We start from the raw sequence: 16289 nt of genomic DNA on the forward strand, positions 1-16289 counted from the left end.
TCGTACATCAGTTAATTGTTTGCTTGCTTCATAATTCATAGAACTATTGTACCATATTTTGTTTCGCAGGAAGTCTATTTGTTTTATCATGGGAAATCCCTCCTTAACTATAAGTTTATCACATAAAAAAGAAACCCAAATACAGAATTGCATTTGAATTTCTTAACTTAATGACATTGGCTTTGTGCTAGATCCTTTTAATCGATTATTTTTTCTCAAGAAGAGCTTTGATTTCTTGAAGTACTTCCAATTCAGTTGGACCAGCTGGTGCTTCCTCTTCAGCAACTTCTTCTTTTTTGGTAAGGTTTTGAGCTTTTTCCATAGCTTTAATCACAAAGAATAGAACAGTACCAACTACAAGGAAGTTGATAACAGCGCTCAAAAAGTTACCGTAAGCAACCCCATTCCATGAAAGTTCAGCAATACGTTCGATTTTTGCAGCTTTCAAAGCAGGATTCAATAGAAGTGGAGTGATGATATCGTTAACGAATGAAGTTACAATAGTACCAAAAGCAGAGGCGATGATTACACCGACAGCAAGGTCAACAACATTACCGCGAAGCAAGAATTCTTTTAGGTCCTTTAACATTTTCATAAATTCCTTTCCTAATTTTCTAACTTATTATATCCTAAATTGTGACAAAAAGCAACCTGGATGCTTAAGGAGATCAGTTTCTCCTTTTAAAAATATAGATTTTACTGAAAATATAATTAAGCACAATAATCAAGATTTGTGCTAGGATGGTTTCAACCGTATTAACCCTGTCTATATTATTATTTACAAATTGTCCAATAATATTAGGAAACTGGGTTACAAAGAGAAAAGTTAAAAATAAGTCTAACAGAAAAGTAGAAAGGCGGGCAAGAGTAAATTTCACTAGACGTCTTGGCCAATTCTGCCTAGCTTGCTTAAATACAACCGTATCATTTGTGATAAAGGCAAAGAGGATACCGATAATATTTGCCAGGGCAGTGGCAAGGAGTTCTTGATGACTTAGGTGATAAATGACTAGTCGTGAGAGAATCGAAACTAGAGTTATTGCAAGGCCAAAAAAGAGATAGGCTAAGATTTCATTGTTAAAAAATTTTTGAATAGGAATTTTCATGGTTTAAGTATAGCATAAAGCGGGCTATTGTGCTATACTAGTAAGGTTGAATAAAGCAACCCTTGGTGCTTAGCTTCTTTCACCAAGCATATTACACGCGGATAACCCGCTAAAGGAGAAAAGATGAAAAAATTAACTATTCGTGATGTTGCAGATATTGCAATCGTCGCTGCTATCTATGTCGTTTTGACTGTCACACCGCCCCTAAATGCCATTAGCTATGGTGCTTATCAGTTCCGTATTTCAGAAATGATGAATTTTATGGCTTTTTACAATCCCAAGTACATCATCGGAGTTACCATCGGTTGTATGATTGCTAATTTCTTTAGCTTCGGACTGCTAGATGTCTTTGTTGGTGGTGGATCAACCCTAGTATTCCTTAGTCTAGGTGTTTGGCTTTTTGCAAAATACAGCAAAGATTACCTCTTTAATGGATTAATTCGAAAAGATCATTTCTTCTTTTCAATCCTCTTTTCAATTTCCATGTTTACTATCGCTGCAGAGTTGAATATCGTAGCGCAATTACCATTTTTCCTTACTTGGTTTACAACAGGAGTTGGTGAATTTGCCTCATTGATTATTGGAGCGATTATTATTGGTAAAATTGGTCGTCGAATCGATTTAAGCAAATAGAAGAAGACAAGCTGGGTAACTCTTACCTGGCTTTTTCTTATGGAAAATGTCTAAGGAAACTTGACAAGTTTTTCTAACTATAGTATACTTTTTAAGTAAGCTGATTTAGCTCAGTTGGCAGAGCGCATCCATGGTAAGGATGAGGTCGCCGGTTCAATCCCGGCAATTAGCATAAAATAGACAGTAAAACCCTTGATTTACAAGGGTTTTTGTTATGTCTATCCCAAATCTGTCCCAAATTTTTCAAAGATACTTCTTATGCATCTGTGTAAATAAAACTAATACTCAATGAAAATCAAAGAACAAACTAGGAAGCTAGCCGCAGGCTGCTCAAAACATGTTTTTGAGGTTGTAGATGAAACTGACGAAGTCAGTAACCATATATACGGTAAGGCGACGCTGATGTAGTTTGAAGAGATTTTCGAAGAGTGTAAAGAGTTTCGTCTGTTGACAAAAGTCCTTCTCTTTAGTAGAATAGTAGATGCGATGAGTCGATAGGTAGTCTTCGGGCTACTATTGAGCATAAGGAGGTCATAACGCAGGAGCGGACCTTGATGAGTTGTGTGAACCTGCTCATCACATGAAGATGCCACTTAGTCCCTGGTTTACCGACCCGGGATTTTTATTTTCCAAAAAATGATGAAAAAGCTTTGCAATTCATGGAAAAAGTAGTATAATACATCTACTATAGAAATTTTTAGAAAATTCCGAAAGAGGTTATTTATGGGATATACAGTTGCTGTAGTCGGCGCGACAGGTGCTGTCGGTGCTCAGATGATAAAAATGTTGGAAGAATCAACACTTCCAATCGATAAAATCCGTTTACTTGCTTCTGCACGTTCAGCAGGCAAGACTTTGAAATTTAAAGACCAAGATATTACGATTGAAGAAACGACTGAAACAGTTTTTGAAGGAGTGGACATTGCTCTCTTTTCAGCAGGTGGTTCGACATCAGCTAAGTATGCACCGTACGCAGTTAAGGCTGGAGCGGTGGTAGTAGATAACACATCTTACTTCCGTCAAAATCCAGATGTTCCTTTGGTTGTTCCAGAGGTCAATGCTCACGCACTTGATGCCCACAACGGAATTATTGCCTGCCCTAACTGTTCAACAATCCAAATGATGGTGGCTCTTGAGCCAGTTCGCCAAAAATGGGGTCTGGACCGTATCATTGTTTCAACTTACCAAGCCGTTTCAGGTGCTGGTATGGGTGCGATTCTTGAGACACAATGTGAACTTCGTGAAGTATTGAATGATGGAGTGAAACCACGTGATTTGCATGCGGAAATCTTACCTTCAGGCGGTGACAAGAAACATTATCCTATCGCTTTTAACGCTCTTCCACAAATCGATGTCTTCACTGACAATGATTACACTTACGAAGAGATGAAGATGACTAAGGAAACTAAGAAAATCATGGAAGATGATAGCATTGCAGTTTCAGCAACATGTGTGCGCATTCCAGTCTTGTCAGCTCACTCTGAATCTGTTTATATCGAAACAAAAGAAGTGGCACCAATCGAAGAAGTGAAAGCAGCCATCGCAGCCTTCCCAGGTGCTATTCTTGAGGATGACGTAGCGCACCAAATCTATCCTCAAGCCGTCAATGCAGTGGGTTCACGTGATACTTTTGTTGGTCGTATCCGTAAAGACTTGGACTCTGAAAAAGGAATCCACATGTGGGTTGTTTCAGATAACCTTCTCAAAGGTGCTGCTTGGAACTCAGTTCAAATTGCAGAAACGCTTCACGAACGTGGATTGGTTCGTCCAACAGCTGAATTGAAATTTGAATTAAAATAGTCATATCGTTTAGGAGTTCAGATGAACTCCTTCTTTGAAATAGAGAGGTGTTTTCATGTCTTATCAAGATTTAAAAGAGTGTAAAATCATCACAGCCTTTATTACCCCTTTCCACGAGGATGGTTCCATCAACTTTGATGCCATTCCAGCCTTGATTAAGCATTTATTGGCCCATCACACAGATGGCATTCTCCTAGCTGGAACGACTGCTGAGAGTCCAACCTTGACCCACGATGAGGAGTTGGAACTCTTTGCAGCTGTACAAAAGATTGTCAATGGACGCGTTCCTTTGATTGCGGGTGTAGGTACCAATGATACGCGTGACTCTATCGAGTTTGTCAAAGAAGTAGCAGAATTTGGTGGTTTTGCTGCTGGTCTTGCTATCGTACCATACTATAACAAGCCTTCTCAAGAAGGGATGTATCAGCACTTTAAAGCGATTGCAGATGCTTCTGACTTACCTATTATCATCTATAACATTCCAGGGCGTGTGGTAGTGGAATTAACTCCAGAAACCATGCTTCGTTTGGCTGACCATCCAAATATCATCGGCGTTAAAGAATGTACCAGCTTGGCCAATATGGCTTACTTGATTGAGCATAAGCCAGAGGAGTTCTTGGTCTATACTGGTGAGGATGGAGATGCTTTCCATGCCATGAACCTTGGTGCAGATGGGGTTATTTCTGTTGCATCCCATACAAATGGGGATGAGATGCATGAGATGTTTACTGCCATTGCGGAAAGCGATATGAAGAAAGCGGCAGCTATTCAGCGTAAATTCATTCCTAAAGTCAATGCCCTCTTCTCTTATCCAAGTCCTGCTCCTGTTAAGGCGGTTCTTAACTACATGGGATTTGAAGCCGGTCCAACTCGTCTACCTCTAGTTCCAGCACCAGAAGAAGATGCCAAACGTATTATCAAAGTTGTAGTAGATGGCGACTACGAAGCAACTAAGGCAACTGTAACAGGTGTCTTAAGACCAGATTACTAATAAAGACAATAAAGTCCATGACCGCAAGAAGGATCATGGATTTTTCTTATTTTCCTAAACAGAATTGACTAAAGAGTTGGGTAATGAGTTCATCTGGAGCGGCATCCCCAGTGATTTCTCCGAGGATTTCCCAAGTACGGGTCAAGTCAACTTGAAGCAAGTCAACTGGCATACCCAGTTCAAGACCTTCATTAACGGCTTGTAGACTTTCAACGGCCTTTTCGATCAAGGAAATGTGACGAGCGTTAGACAAGTAAGTGGCATCTTGCTCAACCAAACCAGCATTTTCAAAGAAGAGGTTGTTGATTCTCTCTTCAATCTTATCGATATTTTGGTTTTTAAGAACTGAGATACGGATGACATCTTCAGGGAGTTCTGAAGTTTCAATTGCTTCAGGTAGGTCTGTTTTATTAAGTAAAATAATGCGGTTGGTTTCTTGGCTGATTTCTAGGAGTTGACGATCTTGGGCGGTCAGTGGTTCGCTGGCATTTAGGACTAGTAGTACTAGGTCAGCTTCTTTGAGGGCTTTTTTCGAACGCTCAACACCGATTTGTTCAACGATATCATCTGTTTCCCGGATACCAGCTGTATCAATCAATTTGAGAGGGACACCATTGATATTGACGTATTCTTCGATGACATCACGAGTAGTACCAGCAATGTCAGTAACGATAGCCTTGTCTTCACGCAAGAGGTTGTTGAGAAGGCTGGATTTTCCAACGTTGGGACGTCCGATAATAGCAGTTGAAATTCCTTCACGAAGGATTTTGCCACGGCGGGCTGTCCTAAGGAGATTAGTTAGCAATTGCTCAAACTCCATAGTCTTTTCACGTACAACAGCAGTAGTGGCTTCCTCAACATCGTCATACTCAGGATAGTCGATATTGACCTCGACTTGGGCAAGTGTATTGAGGATTTCTTGACGGGTATTGTTAATCAGGTCAGAAAGGGAGCCGTCTAATTGCTTAACTGCAATGTTCATAGCCTTGTCAGTCTTGGCACGGATGATATCCATTACCGCTTCAGCCTGTGTCAAGTCAACACGTCCATTTAGGAAGGCACGTTTGGTAAATTCACCAGGTTCTGCCAACCGAGCTCCTTCACGAATAGCTAGCTGGAGAATTTCATTGGTCACCGCAATCCCTCCGTGGGTGTTAATCTCGATAATATCCTCACGAGTAAAGGTCTTTGGAGATTTCATGGCTCCAACCATAACCTCGTCCATGACCTTACCAGTTTGAGGGTCAACGATGTGACCGTAGTTAAGGGTATGGCTAGCAACCTGACTCAAGTCTTTGCCTTTAAAAATCTTTTGCGCAATTGCAAAACTGTCTGTTCCGCTCAAGCGGACAATACCAATAGCCCCTTCACCTAGTGGAGTAGAGATAGCAGCGATGGTATCAAATTCACGTGTAATCATAATGTTTCCTTTAATTAATAGCTCTTTTCTTGGAATATTCCAAGTCTCTTTTCAAATTGTAACAAATTTGGACTATTTCTTCAATGGATGCTACTTGGAGATTGAAAAAGCCTAAGCAATTCTGCTTAAGCTAGCTTATTTGGTGCGCATTTCCCCTTGAGGGAAGTAAGTTCCTTCAGGCATGTCGTTGATGATGACATGGACAGCAGATTGAGGTGCTCCAGTGTTACGGACAACCGCTTCCGTCACTTCCTTAGCAAGAGCCTTCTTTTGCTCGAGCGTGCGTCCTTCAAATAAATCGATGCGTACAAATGGCATAATAGCTTCCTCCACTAGTTTTTGATTTCTTCTATTTTACCACATTTTGCCGTTTAAAGCTTAAGAAAATTATGATATACTAGAATGTAGCAAAAATTTAGAAATGGACGTGAAGCAAGAAACATGGCACAGTTGTATTATCGTTATGGGACCATGAACTCTGGAAAGACAATCGAGATTCTCAAGGTGGCCTATAACTATGAGGAGCAAGGAAAAGGTGTTGTGATTATGACTTCGGCTCTGGATACTCGTGACGGTGTTGGCTATGTGTCGAGTCGAATTGGCATGAAAAGCCCTGCCATTGCGATCGAGGATACGACGGATATCTTCGGCTATATCCGAGATTTACCAGAAAAACCTTACTGTGTTTTGGTCGATGAAGCCCAGTTTCTCAAGCGTCACCATGTTTACGACCTAGCTCGTGTTGTTGATGAGTTAGACATACCTGTCATGGCTTTTGGCTTGAAAAATGACTTTCGCAATGAACTGTTCGAAGGTTCCAAGTATCTCTTGCTCTTAGCAGACAAGATTGACGAAATCAAGACCATCTGTCAGTATTGTAAGAAAAAGGCGACCATGGTGTTGCGAACTCAGGATGGTCTGCCCGTTTATGATGGCGAGCAGATCCAAATTGGTGGAAATGAAACCTATATCTCGGTTTGCCGTAAACATTATTTTGCGCCAATGATAACCTCTAACAAGGAGCAAAACTATGGCAATTGAACTAAGAGATGTTACAATGGAAAATTATTTTGATGTTTTGAATTTGGATGTCAAGGAATATCAAAAACAATTCATTGCAACCAACGCAATTAGTTTAGCTGAAGCATATGTCTACACTAAAAATGGAGATTTTGTAGCTCCATTGGCAGTTTATGATAAGGATGCAATTATAGGTTTTGTGATGATAGCTTATGATAAAAAGATCGGAATTAGTAGTGGAAATTATTTACTATTTCGTTTTATGATTGATAAGAATTTTCAAAATCAAGGATATTTTAAACCAATTATGGATAAAGTACTAGACTATGTTCGGACAGCGCCAGCAGGTTTAAGCAATAAACTTTGGTTGTCTTATGAACCAGAAAATGAACATGCAAGATCTTGTTACCTCAGTTATGGATTTAAAGAAACTGGGGAAATATTTGAGAACGAAGTAGTAGCAATCTATGATTTAACAATTGAGAAATAAGGAGAAAAAATGAACATCTATGATCAACTACAAGCTGTAGAAGACCGTTATGAAGAATTAGGAGAATTGCTCAGTGACCCTGATGTCGTTTCAGACACCAAACGCTTCATGGAGCTTTCAAAAGAAGAGGCTTCAACTCGTGACACAGTAACAGCCTACCGTGAGTACAAACAAGTCCTTCAAAACATCGTCGATGCTGAAGAAATGATTAAGGAATCAGGCGGAGATGCGGACTTGGAAGAAATGGCCAAGCAAGAGCTCAAAGATGCCAAGGCTGAAAAAGAAGAATACGAAGAAAAACTAAAAATCTTGCTCCTTCCAAAGGATCCAAACGATGACAAGAACATCATCCTTGAAATCCGTGGAGCAGCTGGTGGAGATGAAGCAGCACTATTCGCTGGGGATTTGCTAACCATGTATCAAAAGTATGCGGAAGCCCAAGGCTGGCGCTTTGAAGTCATGGAAGCTTCTATGAACGGTGTTGGTGGTTTCAAAGAAGTGGTTGCTATGGTTTCTGGTCAGTCTGTATACTCTAAACTCAAGTATGAGTCTGGTGCTCACCGTGTGCAACGTGTTCCTGTGACAGAAAGCCAAGGCCGCGTACATACTTCGACAGCGACAGTCCTTGTCATGCCTGAAGTGGAAGAAGTAGAATACGATATTGATCCAAAAGACCTTCGTGTCGATATCTACCACGCATCTGGTGCTGGTGGACAGAACGTCAATAAGGTTGCTACTGCCGTTCGTATCGTTCACTTACCAACCAATATCAAGGTTGAGATGCAGGAAGAACGTACCCAGCAGAAGAACCGTGAGAAGGCCATGAAAATCATCCGCGCGCGTGTTGCTGACCACTTTGCCCAGATTGCCCAAGATGAACAAGACGCTGAGCGTAAGTCTACTATCGGTACTGGGGATCGTTCAGAACGGATTCGTACTTATAATTTCCCACAAAACCGTGTCACAGACCACCGTATCGGCTTGACCCTCCAAAAACTAGATACGATTTTATCTGGTAAATTGGACGAAGTTGTGGATGCCTTGGTTCTTTATGACCAAACACAAAAATTAGAAGAATTAAACAAATAATGAAATTAGCTCAATTATTTTCAGATTTTGAAGAAGAGTTGATAAGACAAGGAGAGGAAGCTGAAAGCCTCTCTTTTGTCTATCGTAGCCTGAAAAATCTATCTTTTACGGACTTTGTTTTTGCCCTCCAGCAGGAAGTGACGGAAGAGGAAGAAGTATTTGTAAAAGGAATTTTCCAACAGTTAGCAGCTCACAAGCCAGCTCAGTATATCATTGGACAGGCAGATTTTTATGGAATGCAGTTAAAAGTTGATGAGCGAGTATTGATCCCTCGTCCAGAAACAGAGGAGTTGGTGGAGCTTATCCTGGCTGAAAATCCTGAGACGAATCTTTCAGTTCTGGATATTGGAACAGGTAGTGGAGCTATCGCTCTTTCCCTAGCAAAAAACAGACCAGATTGGTCAGTAACAGCAGTGGATATTTCCCAAGACGCTTTAGATTTAGCTAGCGAAAATGCTAAAAATCAAAATCTTCAAATATTTTTAAAAAAATCTGACTGTTTTACAGAAATTTCTGAAAAATATGATATAATTGTTTCCAATCCACCCTATATCTCTCGTGAAGATGAGTCAGAGGTCGGTTTGAATGTTTTGCATTCGGAGCCTCATCTAGCTCTCTTTGCAGACGAGGATGGCCTAGATATTTACCGTAGAATTGCGGAAGATGCAAAAGACTATCTCAAAGATGGTGGTAAGATTTACCTTGAAATTGGATACAAGCAAGGTCAAAATGTTCCTGAACTTTTTAGGAAACATCTTCCTGAAAAGCGAGTTCGAACACTCAAGGACCAATTTGGTCAAGATAGGATGGTCGTGGTTGATGATGGACAGGATTAGACAAGAATTGGAAAAGGGTGGAGCTGTTGTTCTGCCTACAGAGACAGTTTACGGTCTCTTTGCCAAGGCGCTAGACGAAAAAGCAGTTGACCATGTTTACCAACTCAAACGTCGCCCTAGAGACAAGGCACTCAATCTTAATGTGGCCTCTCTAGAGGACATCTTGCACTTTTCAAAGAATCAGCCAATTTATCTACAAAAACTTGTAGAGACCTTTTTACCAGGTCCCTTGACCATTATCCTTGAAGCCAATGACCGAGTTCCCTATTGGGTCAATTCTGGTCTCGCGACTGTTGGATTTCGAATGCCCAGTCACCCCATTACACTAGCTTTGATTTGTGAGACAGGTCCATTGATTGGGCCGTCTGCCAATATTTCAGGTCAGGCAAGTGGGATAACCTTTGAACAAATTCTGAAGGATTTTGACCAAGAGGTTTTGGGGTTGGAAGACGATGCTTTTCTAACTGGACAGGATTCAACTATTTTGGATTTGTCTGGAGATAAGGTGAAAATCTTACGCCAAGGGGTCATTAAGCGAGAAGATATTCTTGCTCGGTTGCCAGAGATTTCTTTTGAGGAGGAATGAGATGCTAAGAGATTTAAGAGAAACTGATGTGAAAGCCATTTGTAAAATTAACCAAGAGGCTTTGGGCTATTCTTTTAGTCTAGAGGACACGGCTAGTCAACTAGCTAGATTATCTCAGGATTCACATCATTTCCTACTTGCTTATGAGGATACAGCTAGTCATGCCTTGCTTGGATATGTCCACGCCGAGGTCTATGAATCACTTTATTCTAAAGCAGGATTTAATATTTTAGCCTTAGCAGTTTCACCTCAAGCGCAAGGTCAAGGTATTGGTAAAAGCTTGCTAAAAGGGTTGGAAGAAGAAGCGAAAAGACGTGGTTATGGGTTTATTCGCTTAAACTCTGCCAATCATCGTCTGGGGGCTCATGCATTTTATGAAAAAGTTGGTTATACTTGTGATAAAATGCAGAAACGGTTTATTCGCATCTTTTAGTTTGATTTTCTAATAAGAAAATTTAACTAATGGACTAGTCACACAATAAAGGAGAAGACCTATGATTTTTGACAAAGATGATTTTAAAGCATATGATGCTGATCTCTGGGATGCTATTGCCAAAGAAGAAGAACGCCAACAAAATAACATTGAGTTGATTGCTTCGGAAAACGTTGTCTCCAAGGCTGTTATGGCAGCTCAAGGGTCTATCTTGACGAATAAATACGCCGAAGGCTACCCAGGTCGCCGTTATTATGGTGGAACTGATGTGGTAGACGTGGTAGAAAGTCTAGCTATTGAACGTGCAAAAGAAATTTTCGGCGCTAAATTCGCTAATGTCCAACCTCACTCAGGCAGCCAAGCTAACTGTGCGGCATACATGGCCTTGATTGAGCCAGGTGATACCGTTATGGGGATGGATTTGGCAGCAGGTGGTCACTTGACCCACGGAGCTCCTGTCAGCTTCTCTGGTCAAACTTACAACTTTGTGTCTTATAGTGTTGACCCTGAAACGGAACTCTTGGACTTTGATGCTATCTTGAAACAAGCTCAAGAAGTAAAACCAAAACTAATTGTAGCGGGTGCTTCAGCCTATTCTCAAATTATCGACTTTTCAAAATTCCGTGAAATTGCAGATGCTGTTGGGGCGAAGCTTATGGTCGATATGGCCCATATCGCTGGTTTGGTAGCGGCTGGTCTACATCCTAGCCCAGTGCCATACGCTCATATTACTACAACAACGACCCACAAAACTCTTCGTGGACCTCGTGGTGGTTTGATTTTGACCAATGATGAAGAACTTGCCAAGAAAATCAATTCAGCTATTTTCCCAGGTATTCAGGGTGGTCCTTTGGAGCATGTTGTGGCAGCTAAAGCTGTTTCTTTCAAAGAAGTCTTAGATCCAGCTTTCAAGGAATATGCTGCTAATGTTATCAAGAACAGCAAGGCTATGGTAGAAGTCTTCTTGCAAGACCCTGATTTCCGTATCATTTCTGGTGGGACTGAAAACCACCTTTTCCTAGTTGATGTAACCAAGGTTGTAGAAAACGGAAAAGTAGCTCAAAACTTGCTGGATGAAGTCAATATTACCCTAAATAAAAATTCAATTCCATACGAAACCTTGTCACCATTCAAGACAAGTGGTATTCGTATCGGATCTGCAGCCATTACTGCGCGTGGATTTGGTGAAGAAGAGAGTCGCAAAGTAGCTGAACTTATCATTAAAACCCTTAAGAATGCAGAAAATGAAGCTGTCTTAGAAGAAGTGAGAAGTGAAGTCAAAGCATTAACAGATGCCTTCCCACTATACGAGGACTAATACTTTTATGGATATTTATATTAAGAAAGCCATTATCCATCAGTTCAGTCCGGATGATACCGAGCTGTTCTTGGCGGATAAGTTTCTCAATATCACTCCAAAAATCGAAGAATACCTGCGTAAAAAAATTGAACGTGTGTATTCAGATGAAGCCAAGACTGGGATTTTCGAAGAAGAAAATCCCTTCTTCAATCACATCACAGATGATTTATTGGAGACATCAGTAACACTGGCTAATCTCTGGAAAGAAGAGTTCAGCATTTCTGAAAACCTCAAGACCAATGACTTGATTTTTGTGCAATTTTCTAAAGAAGGTGTAGAACATTTAGCTTTCTTGCGAATTGCTCTTCGCGAGACCTTGACTCACCTCGGAGGAGAAGTTGATAATCCAATCAAGCTGACTCAGAATAACCTGCCTGGATTTGGAACAGGGGCTGATGAGGCCTTGGTGGTTAATCTTCAGAGCCGTAAGTACCATCTGATTGAAAAACGAATCAAGTACAACGGGGCTTTCTTGAACTATTTTTCAGAAAATCTTCTTGCCGTCGCCCCTAAGATTTCACCCAAGAAATCCATCAAGGAACTAGAAAAAACAGCCCAGAGAATTGCTGAGACTTTTAACACAGATGATTTTCAATTTCAATCTAAGGTCAAATCAGCTATTTTCAACAATTTAGAAGAAAGCAATGAATTGTCACCCGAGAAATTGGCTAATGACCTTTTTGACAATAATTTAACGGCTCGTTTAAGCTTTATTGACCAAGTCAAAGAAGCCGTACCAGAGCCAGTCCAGTTTGATGAAATTGATGCCAGTCGCCAATTAAAGAAATTTGAAAACCAAAAACTCTCCTTGTCAAATGGAATTGAGCTCATCGTTCCCAATAACGTCTATCAAGACGCCGAGTCTGTTGAATTTATCCAAAACGACAATGGAACTTACTCTATCTTAATCAAAAATATCGAGGATATTCAAAGTAAATAATGTTTAAACGAATTCGAAGAGTGCTTGTACTAGCAGTCTTCCTTTTTGCTGGCTATAAAGCTTACCGCGTGCACCAAGATGTCAAGCAAGTCATGACCTATCAACCCATGGTGCGCGAAATCTTGAGTGAAAAAGATACCCCAGCAAACGAAGAGCTCGTGCTCGCTATGATTTATACTGAAACAAAAGGAAAAGAAGGCGATGTCATGCAGTCCAGTGAGTCTGCAAGTGGTTCAACCAATACCATCAATGATAATGCGTCTAGTATTCGGCAAGGAGTGCAAACTCTGACAGACAATCTCTATCTGGCCCAAAATAAAGGTGTTGATGTCTGGACGGCTGTTCAAGCCTATAATTTTGGACCTGCCTACATCGATTTTATCGCCCAAAATGGCAAGGAAAATACCCTAGCACTGGCCAAACAGTACTCCCGTGATACTGTTGCTCCCTTGCTTGGCAATACAACTGGAAAGACTTATAGTTATATTCATCCCATTTCTATCTTTCACGGTGCTGAACTCTACGTAAATGGAGGAAACTATTACTATTCTAGACAGGTGCATCTCAACCTTTATATCATCAAATGTTTCACTCTCTTTTCAACATCTGGCTAGTCCGGGTGTTTTTGTTATAAGTTTTCTTTAAGATAGATATATTACTCTAGAAAGGTAAAGGAGGAAATTCCCTATGAGAAAGAAACTCTTTCTGACCAGTGCTGCGGTCTTATGGGCAGTAACAGCTATGAATAGTGTCCATGCAGCAACAGGTGTGCAAAAAGTTATTGATGAAACCTATGTCCAACCTGAATATGTCCTAGGTTCTTCACTATCTGAAGACCAAAAAAATCAAACTTTAAAAAAATTAGGCTATAATGCCTCAACAGACACCAAAGAACTCAAGACTATGACGCCTGATGTCTATTCTAAAATTATGAATGTGGCAAATGACCCTAGCTTACAACTGTATTCATCAGCCAAGATTCAAAAGCTAGGTGACAAGTCGCCACTTGAGGTTAAGATTGAAACACCAGAAAACATCACCAAGGTGACTCAGGATATGTACCGAAATGCAGCAGTAACCTTGGGAGTGGAACACGCTAAAATCACTGTGGCAGCACCTATTCCCGTTACCGGAGAGAGTGCTTTAGCAGGAATTTATTATTCACTAGAAGCTAATGGAGCTAAGGTACCGCAAGCCAATAAAGATTTGGCTCAAGAAGAGCTGAAGGCTTTGTCCGATATCAATGCTGAAAACAAGGACAAAACAGGCTATGATGCTAATAAATTAAACGTTGCCCTAGCTGATATCAAGTCAGGACTAGCCAAAGCGAAAGAAAGCAAGGGAAGTCTGACAGAAGAAGATGTTCGTAAAATCGTTGAAGATACCTTGAAAAATTACAAACTCGATCAGGTTATAACAGGAAACCAGATCAATATCATCATCAACTTTGCTTTGAATCTCTCAAAGAGTGATATCCTCAGCAATGCAGATTTCACTAAAACCCTAAATGACCTTAAACAAAGTATCGTATCACAAGCTGGCGACAGTTTTAAAAATATCAACCTTAACTTTGATGCGGATAAGGCGCTAGAAGACGGCGGTAACTTCTTAAGCTCCCTCTGGCAAGCCATAGTCAACTTCTTCAAGAGTTTTGGTTCTTAAGCCGTTACAAAAAGATAGTCAGATTTTTTCAGAAAAATGTTTTATAAATATTCACAAATCTCCTATATTTATGGTAAAATAGAATCATCATTTTATTTTGGAGTCAAAGATGAATATATTTAGAACAAAGAATGTTAGTTTGGATAAAACGGAGATGCACAGGCATTTGAAGTTATGGGATTTGATTCTGCTGGGTATCGGAGCCATGGTAGGGACAGGCGTCTTTACAATTACAGGTACTGCAGCTGCAACGCTTGCTGGTCCAGCTCTAGTTATTTCAATCGTCATTTCTGCCTTGTGTGTAGGATTATCAGCCCTCTTTTTTGCAGAATTTGCTTCACGAGTACCTGCTACAGGTGGTGCCTACAGTTATCTCTATGCTATCTTAGGAGAATTTCCTGCCTGGTTGGCTGGCTGGTTAACCATGATGGAGTTCATGACAGCCATATCAGGCGTGGCTTCGGGATGGGCAGCTTATTTTAAAGGCTTGCTCTCTCAATACGGGATAGCCCTTCCTCAGGCTTTAAATGGTACCTTTAATCCTCAAGCAGGGACATTTGTTGATTTATTGCCTATTCTTGTTTTGGTCTTGGTGACCTCACTTGTTTTACTCAATGCTAAAGCAGCCTTACGCTTTAATTCTATTCTAGTTATTTTGAAATTTTCCGCTTTAGCTCTCTTTATTTTGGTGGGAATTTGGCATATCAAACTTGATAATTGGAGCAATTTTGCTCCTTATGGTTTTGGACAAATCTATGGTGCTAGTACTGGTATTATGGCTGGTGCGTCCTTAATGTTCTTTGGATTTTTGGGATTTGAATCCATCTCTATGGCTGTAGATGAAGTCAAGACTCCTCAAAAAAATATTCCTAGAGGGATTGTCTTATCGCTTTCTATCGTAACCATTCTTTATGCCTTGGTGACGCTTGTCTTGACTGGTGTGGTTCACTATAGCCATCTAAATGTCGACGATGCCGTTGCCTTTGCCCTTCGTAGCATTGGGATTAGTTGGGCAGCCAACTATGTGTCATTAGTGGCTATCTTGACCTTGATTACAGTTTGTATTTCAATGACTTATGCCCTATCGCGTATGATTTACAGTTTAGCACGTGACGGCTTGATGCCTGTCGCCTTTAAAGAACTAACGAAGACTAGCAAGGTACCAAAGAATGCTACTATCTTGACAGGTCTAGCTTCAGCGGTAGCTGCAGGAATGTTTCCATTAGCTAGTATTGCAGCCTTTTTAAATATTTGTACCCTTGCTTACTTGATTATGCTGGCTTATGGTCTGATTCGCTTACGGAAAGAAAAAGGAATGCCAAAAGCTGGAGAATTTAAAACACCATTGGTACCTCTGTTACCAATTTTATCAATCATCATTTGTTTATCATTTATGTTGCAGTATAATATGGAAACCTGGATTGCTTTCCTAGTTGCATTGTTAGTAGGAAGTATGATTTACTTCACTTATGGCTATAAGCATTCTACCATATAAGAATAATACTCTTCGAAAATCTCTTCAAACCACGCCAGCTTCGCCTTGCCGTATGTATGGTTACTGACTTCGTCAGTTTCATCTACAACCTCATACTCATCAAAAATCTATTCTGGACAAATCCATTTTCTGTGAACAATCTTCCTCAGGCATTCTTTTTCCAAATTTTGAATCACTGTTTCTAGCTTCAAAATGACTTCTTCTAAAGATTTGAAGGCCTTGTTTTTGAATCCACGCTTTCGTATCTCTGCCCAAACTTGCTCAATGGGATTCATTTCTGGAGTGTAGGGAGGAATAAATGTACACGTGATATTTTCTGGCAACTCCAAAGCCTGAGACTTGTGCCAGGTGGCATTATCCATGACCAAAATCAGATAATCATCCGAATAATAGGCGGATAATTGCTGTAAAAATTCGTTCATCCAAGC

General features: G+C 40.5%; 19 protein-coding genes, 1 tRNA gene and 1 riboswitch. Of the genes, 15 read left to right on the forward strand and 5 right to left on the reverse strand.

All coding sequences use genetic code 11. The features are described from left to right. Positions 1 to 205 precede the first annotated feature (205 nt). The gene (gene mscL / locus FGQ53_RS08750; RefSeq protein WP_138337927.1) at positions 206 to 589 is read right to left on the reverse strand and encodes a large conductance mechanosensitive channel protein MscL; all 384 of its coding nucleotides are present in this window, start codon (positions 587 to 589) and stop codon (positions 206 to 208) included. A 79-nt stretch (positions 590 to 668) separates the two neighbouring features. Continuing rightward, positions 669 to 1106: a GtrA family protein gene (locus FGQ53_RS08755; RefSeq protein WP_138337882.1), complete on the reverse strand. Its 438-nt coding sequence runs from the start codon at positions 1104 to 1106 to the stop codon at positions 669 to 671. Positions 1107 to 1134: 28 nt separating this feature from the next. Further along, positions 1135 to 1232, forward strand: a riboswitch (PreQ1 riboswitch). Here FGQ53_RS08755 and FGQ53_RS08760 point away from each other — a divergent pair. From FGQ53_RS08760 to dapA, 4 genes are all read left to right on the forward strand, one after another. Continuing rightward, positions 1230 to 1739: a QueT transporter family protein gene (locus FGQ53_RS08760; RefSeq protein WP_000737073.1), complete on the forward strand. Its 510-nt coding sequence runs from the start codon at positions 1230 to 1232 to the stop codon at positions 1737 to 1739. (Overlaps the previous riboswitch by 3 nt.) 99 nt (positions 1740 to 1838) lie before the next feature. Next, positions 1839 to 1911, forward strand: a tRNA-Thr gene (locus FGQ53_RS08765). Positions 1912 to 2462: 551 nt separating this feature from the next. Next, a complete protein-coding gene (locus FGQ53_RS08770; protein WP_138337885.1) occupies positions 2463 to 3539 on the forward strand; it encodes an aspartate-semialdehyde dehydrogenase in 1077 nt (358 codons plus the stop codon). Positions 3540 to 3594: 55 nt separating this feature from the next. Then, positions 3595 to 4530: a 4-hydroxy-tetrahydrodipicolinate synthase gene (gene dapA / locus FGQ53_RS08775; RefSeq protein WP_138337888.1), complete on the forward strand. Its 936-nt coding sequence runs from the start codon at positions 3595 to 3597 to the stop codon at positions 4528 to 4530. Between the two features lie 46 nt (positions 4531 to 4576). Here dapA and mnmE read toward each other — a convergent pair whose 3' ends face one another. Both mnmE and FGQ53_RS08785 read right to left on the reverse strand, forming a co-directional pair. Next, on the reverse strand, positions 4577 to 5950 hold the full coding sequence (mnmE, locus tag FGQ53_RS08780) for a tRNA uridine-5-carboxymethylaminomethyl(34) synthesis GTPase MnmE (protein WP_138337891.1): 1374 nt from the start codon (positions 5948 to 5950) through the stop codon (positions 4577 to 4579). Positions 5951 to 6085: 135 nt separating this feature from the next. Beyond that, complete coding sequence (locus tag FGQ53_RS08785; protein ID WP_001117401.1) at positions 6086 to 6268, reverse strand: 4-oxalocrotonate tautomerase; 183 nt, start codon at positions 6266 to 6268, stop codon at positions 6086 to 6088. Positions 6269 to 6391: 123 nt separating this feature from the next. Between FGQ53_RS08785 and FGQ53_RS08790 the strand changes: the two genes are divergently transcribed. The 11 genes from FGQ53_RS08790 (at position 6392) to FGQ53_RS08840 (ending at position 15861) form a co-directional block, all read left to right on the forward strand. After that, positions 6392 to 6991, forward strand: a complete 600-nt coding sequence (locus tag FGQ53_RS08790) for a thymidine kinase (protein ID WP_138337896.1) — start codon at positions 6392 to 6394, stop codon at positions 6989 to 6991. Beyond that, entirely contained in the window at positions 6981 to 7460 is a 480-nt protein-coding gene (locus FGQ53_RS08795) for a GNAT family N-acetyltransferase (protein WP_138337899.1), read from the forward strand. Before FGQ53_RS08790 ends, FGQ53_RS08795 begins: the two co-directional genes overlap by 11 nt. Positions 7461 to 7469: 9 nt before the next feature. After that, positions 7470 to 8549 (forward strand): peptide chain release factor 1, encoded by a 1080-nt coding sequence (gene prfA / locus FGQ53_RS08800; protein ID WP_001028815.1) that lies wholly within the window; start codon positions 7470 to 7472, stop codon positions 8547 to 8549. Beyond that, complete coding sequence (prmC, locus tag FGQ53_RS08805) at positions 8549 to 9385, forward strand: peptide chain release factor N(5)-glutamine methyltransferase (RefSeq protein ID WP_138337902.1); 837 nt, start codon at positions 8549 to 8551, stop codon at positions 9383 to 9385. Before prfA ends, prmC begins: the two co-directional genes overlap by 1 nt. Next, a complete protein-coding gene (locus FGQ53_RS08810) occupies positions 9369 to 9971 on the forward strand; it encodes an L-threonylcarbamoyladenylate synthase (RefSeq protein ID WP_171019123.1) in 603 nt (200 codons plus the stop codon). Before prmC ends, FGQ53_RS08810 begins: the two co-directional genes overlap by 17 nt. A 1-nt stretch (position 9972) precedes the next feature. Next, complete coding sequence (locus tag FGQ53_RS08815; protein ID WP_138337908.1) at positions 9973 to 10404, forward strand: GNAT family N-acetyltransferase; 432 nt, start codon at positions 9973 to 9975, stop codon at positions 10402 to 10404. Between the two features lie 61 nt (positions 10405 to 10465). After that, positions 10466 to 11722: a serine hydroxymethyltransferase gene (gene glyA / locus FGQ53_RS08820; protein WP_138337912.1), complete on the forward strand. Its 1257-nt coding sequence runs from the start codon at positions 10466 to 10468 to the stop codon at positions 11720 to 11722. Positions 11723 to 11729: 7 nt separating this feature from the next. Further along, positions 11730 to 12704: a nucleoid-associated protein gene (locus FGQ53_RS08825; protein WP_171019124.1), complete on the forward strand. Its 975-nt coding sequence runs from the start codon at positions 11730 to 11732 to the stop codon at positions 12702 to 12704. After that, on the forward strand, positions 12704 to 13318 hold the full coding sequence (gene pmp23 / locus FGQ53_RS08830; protein ID WP_138337918.1) for a cell wall hydrolase Pmp23: 615 nt from the start codon (positions 12704 to 12706) through the stop codon (positions 13316 to 13318). Before FGQ53_RS08825 ends, pmp23 begins: the two co-directional genes overlap by 1 nt. A gap of 73 nt (positions 13319 to 13391) precedes the next feature. After that, on the forward strand, positions 13392 to 14366 hold the full coding sequence (locus tag FGQ53_RS08835) for a DUF1002 domain-containing protein (RefSeq protein WP_138337921.1): 975 nt from the start codon (positions 13392 to 13394) through the stop codon (positions 14364 to 14366). A gap of 109 nt (positions 14367 to 14475) precedes the next feature. Further along, on the forward strand, positions 14476 to 15861 hold the full coding sequence (locus FGQ53_RS08840) for an APC family permease (protein ID WP_138337924.1): 1386 nt from the start codon (positions 14476 to 14478) through the stop codon (positions 15859 to 15861). A 107-nt stretch (positions 15862 to 15968) separates the two neighbouring features. Here FGQ53_RS08840 and FGQ53_RS08850 read toward each other — a convergent pair. Then, positions 15969 to 16289: transposase (locus FGQ53_RS08850; RefSeq protein ID WP_171019105.1), on the reverse strand; the 321-nt coding region annotated here is incomplete at its 5' end.

Origin of the sequence: Streptococcus mitis, assembly GCF_005844455.1 — a bacterium.
GTDB classification, from domain to species: Bacteria; Bacillota; Bacilli; order Lactobacillales; family Streptococcaceae; genus Streptococcus; species Streptococcus mitis_BF.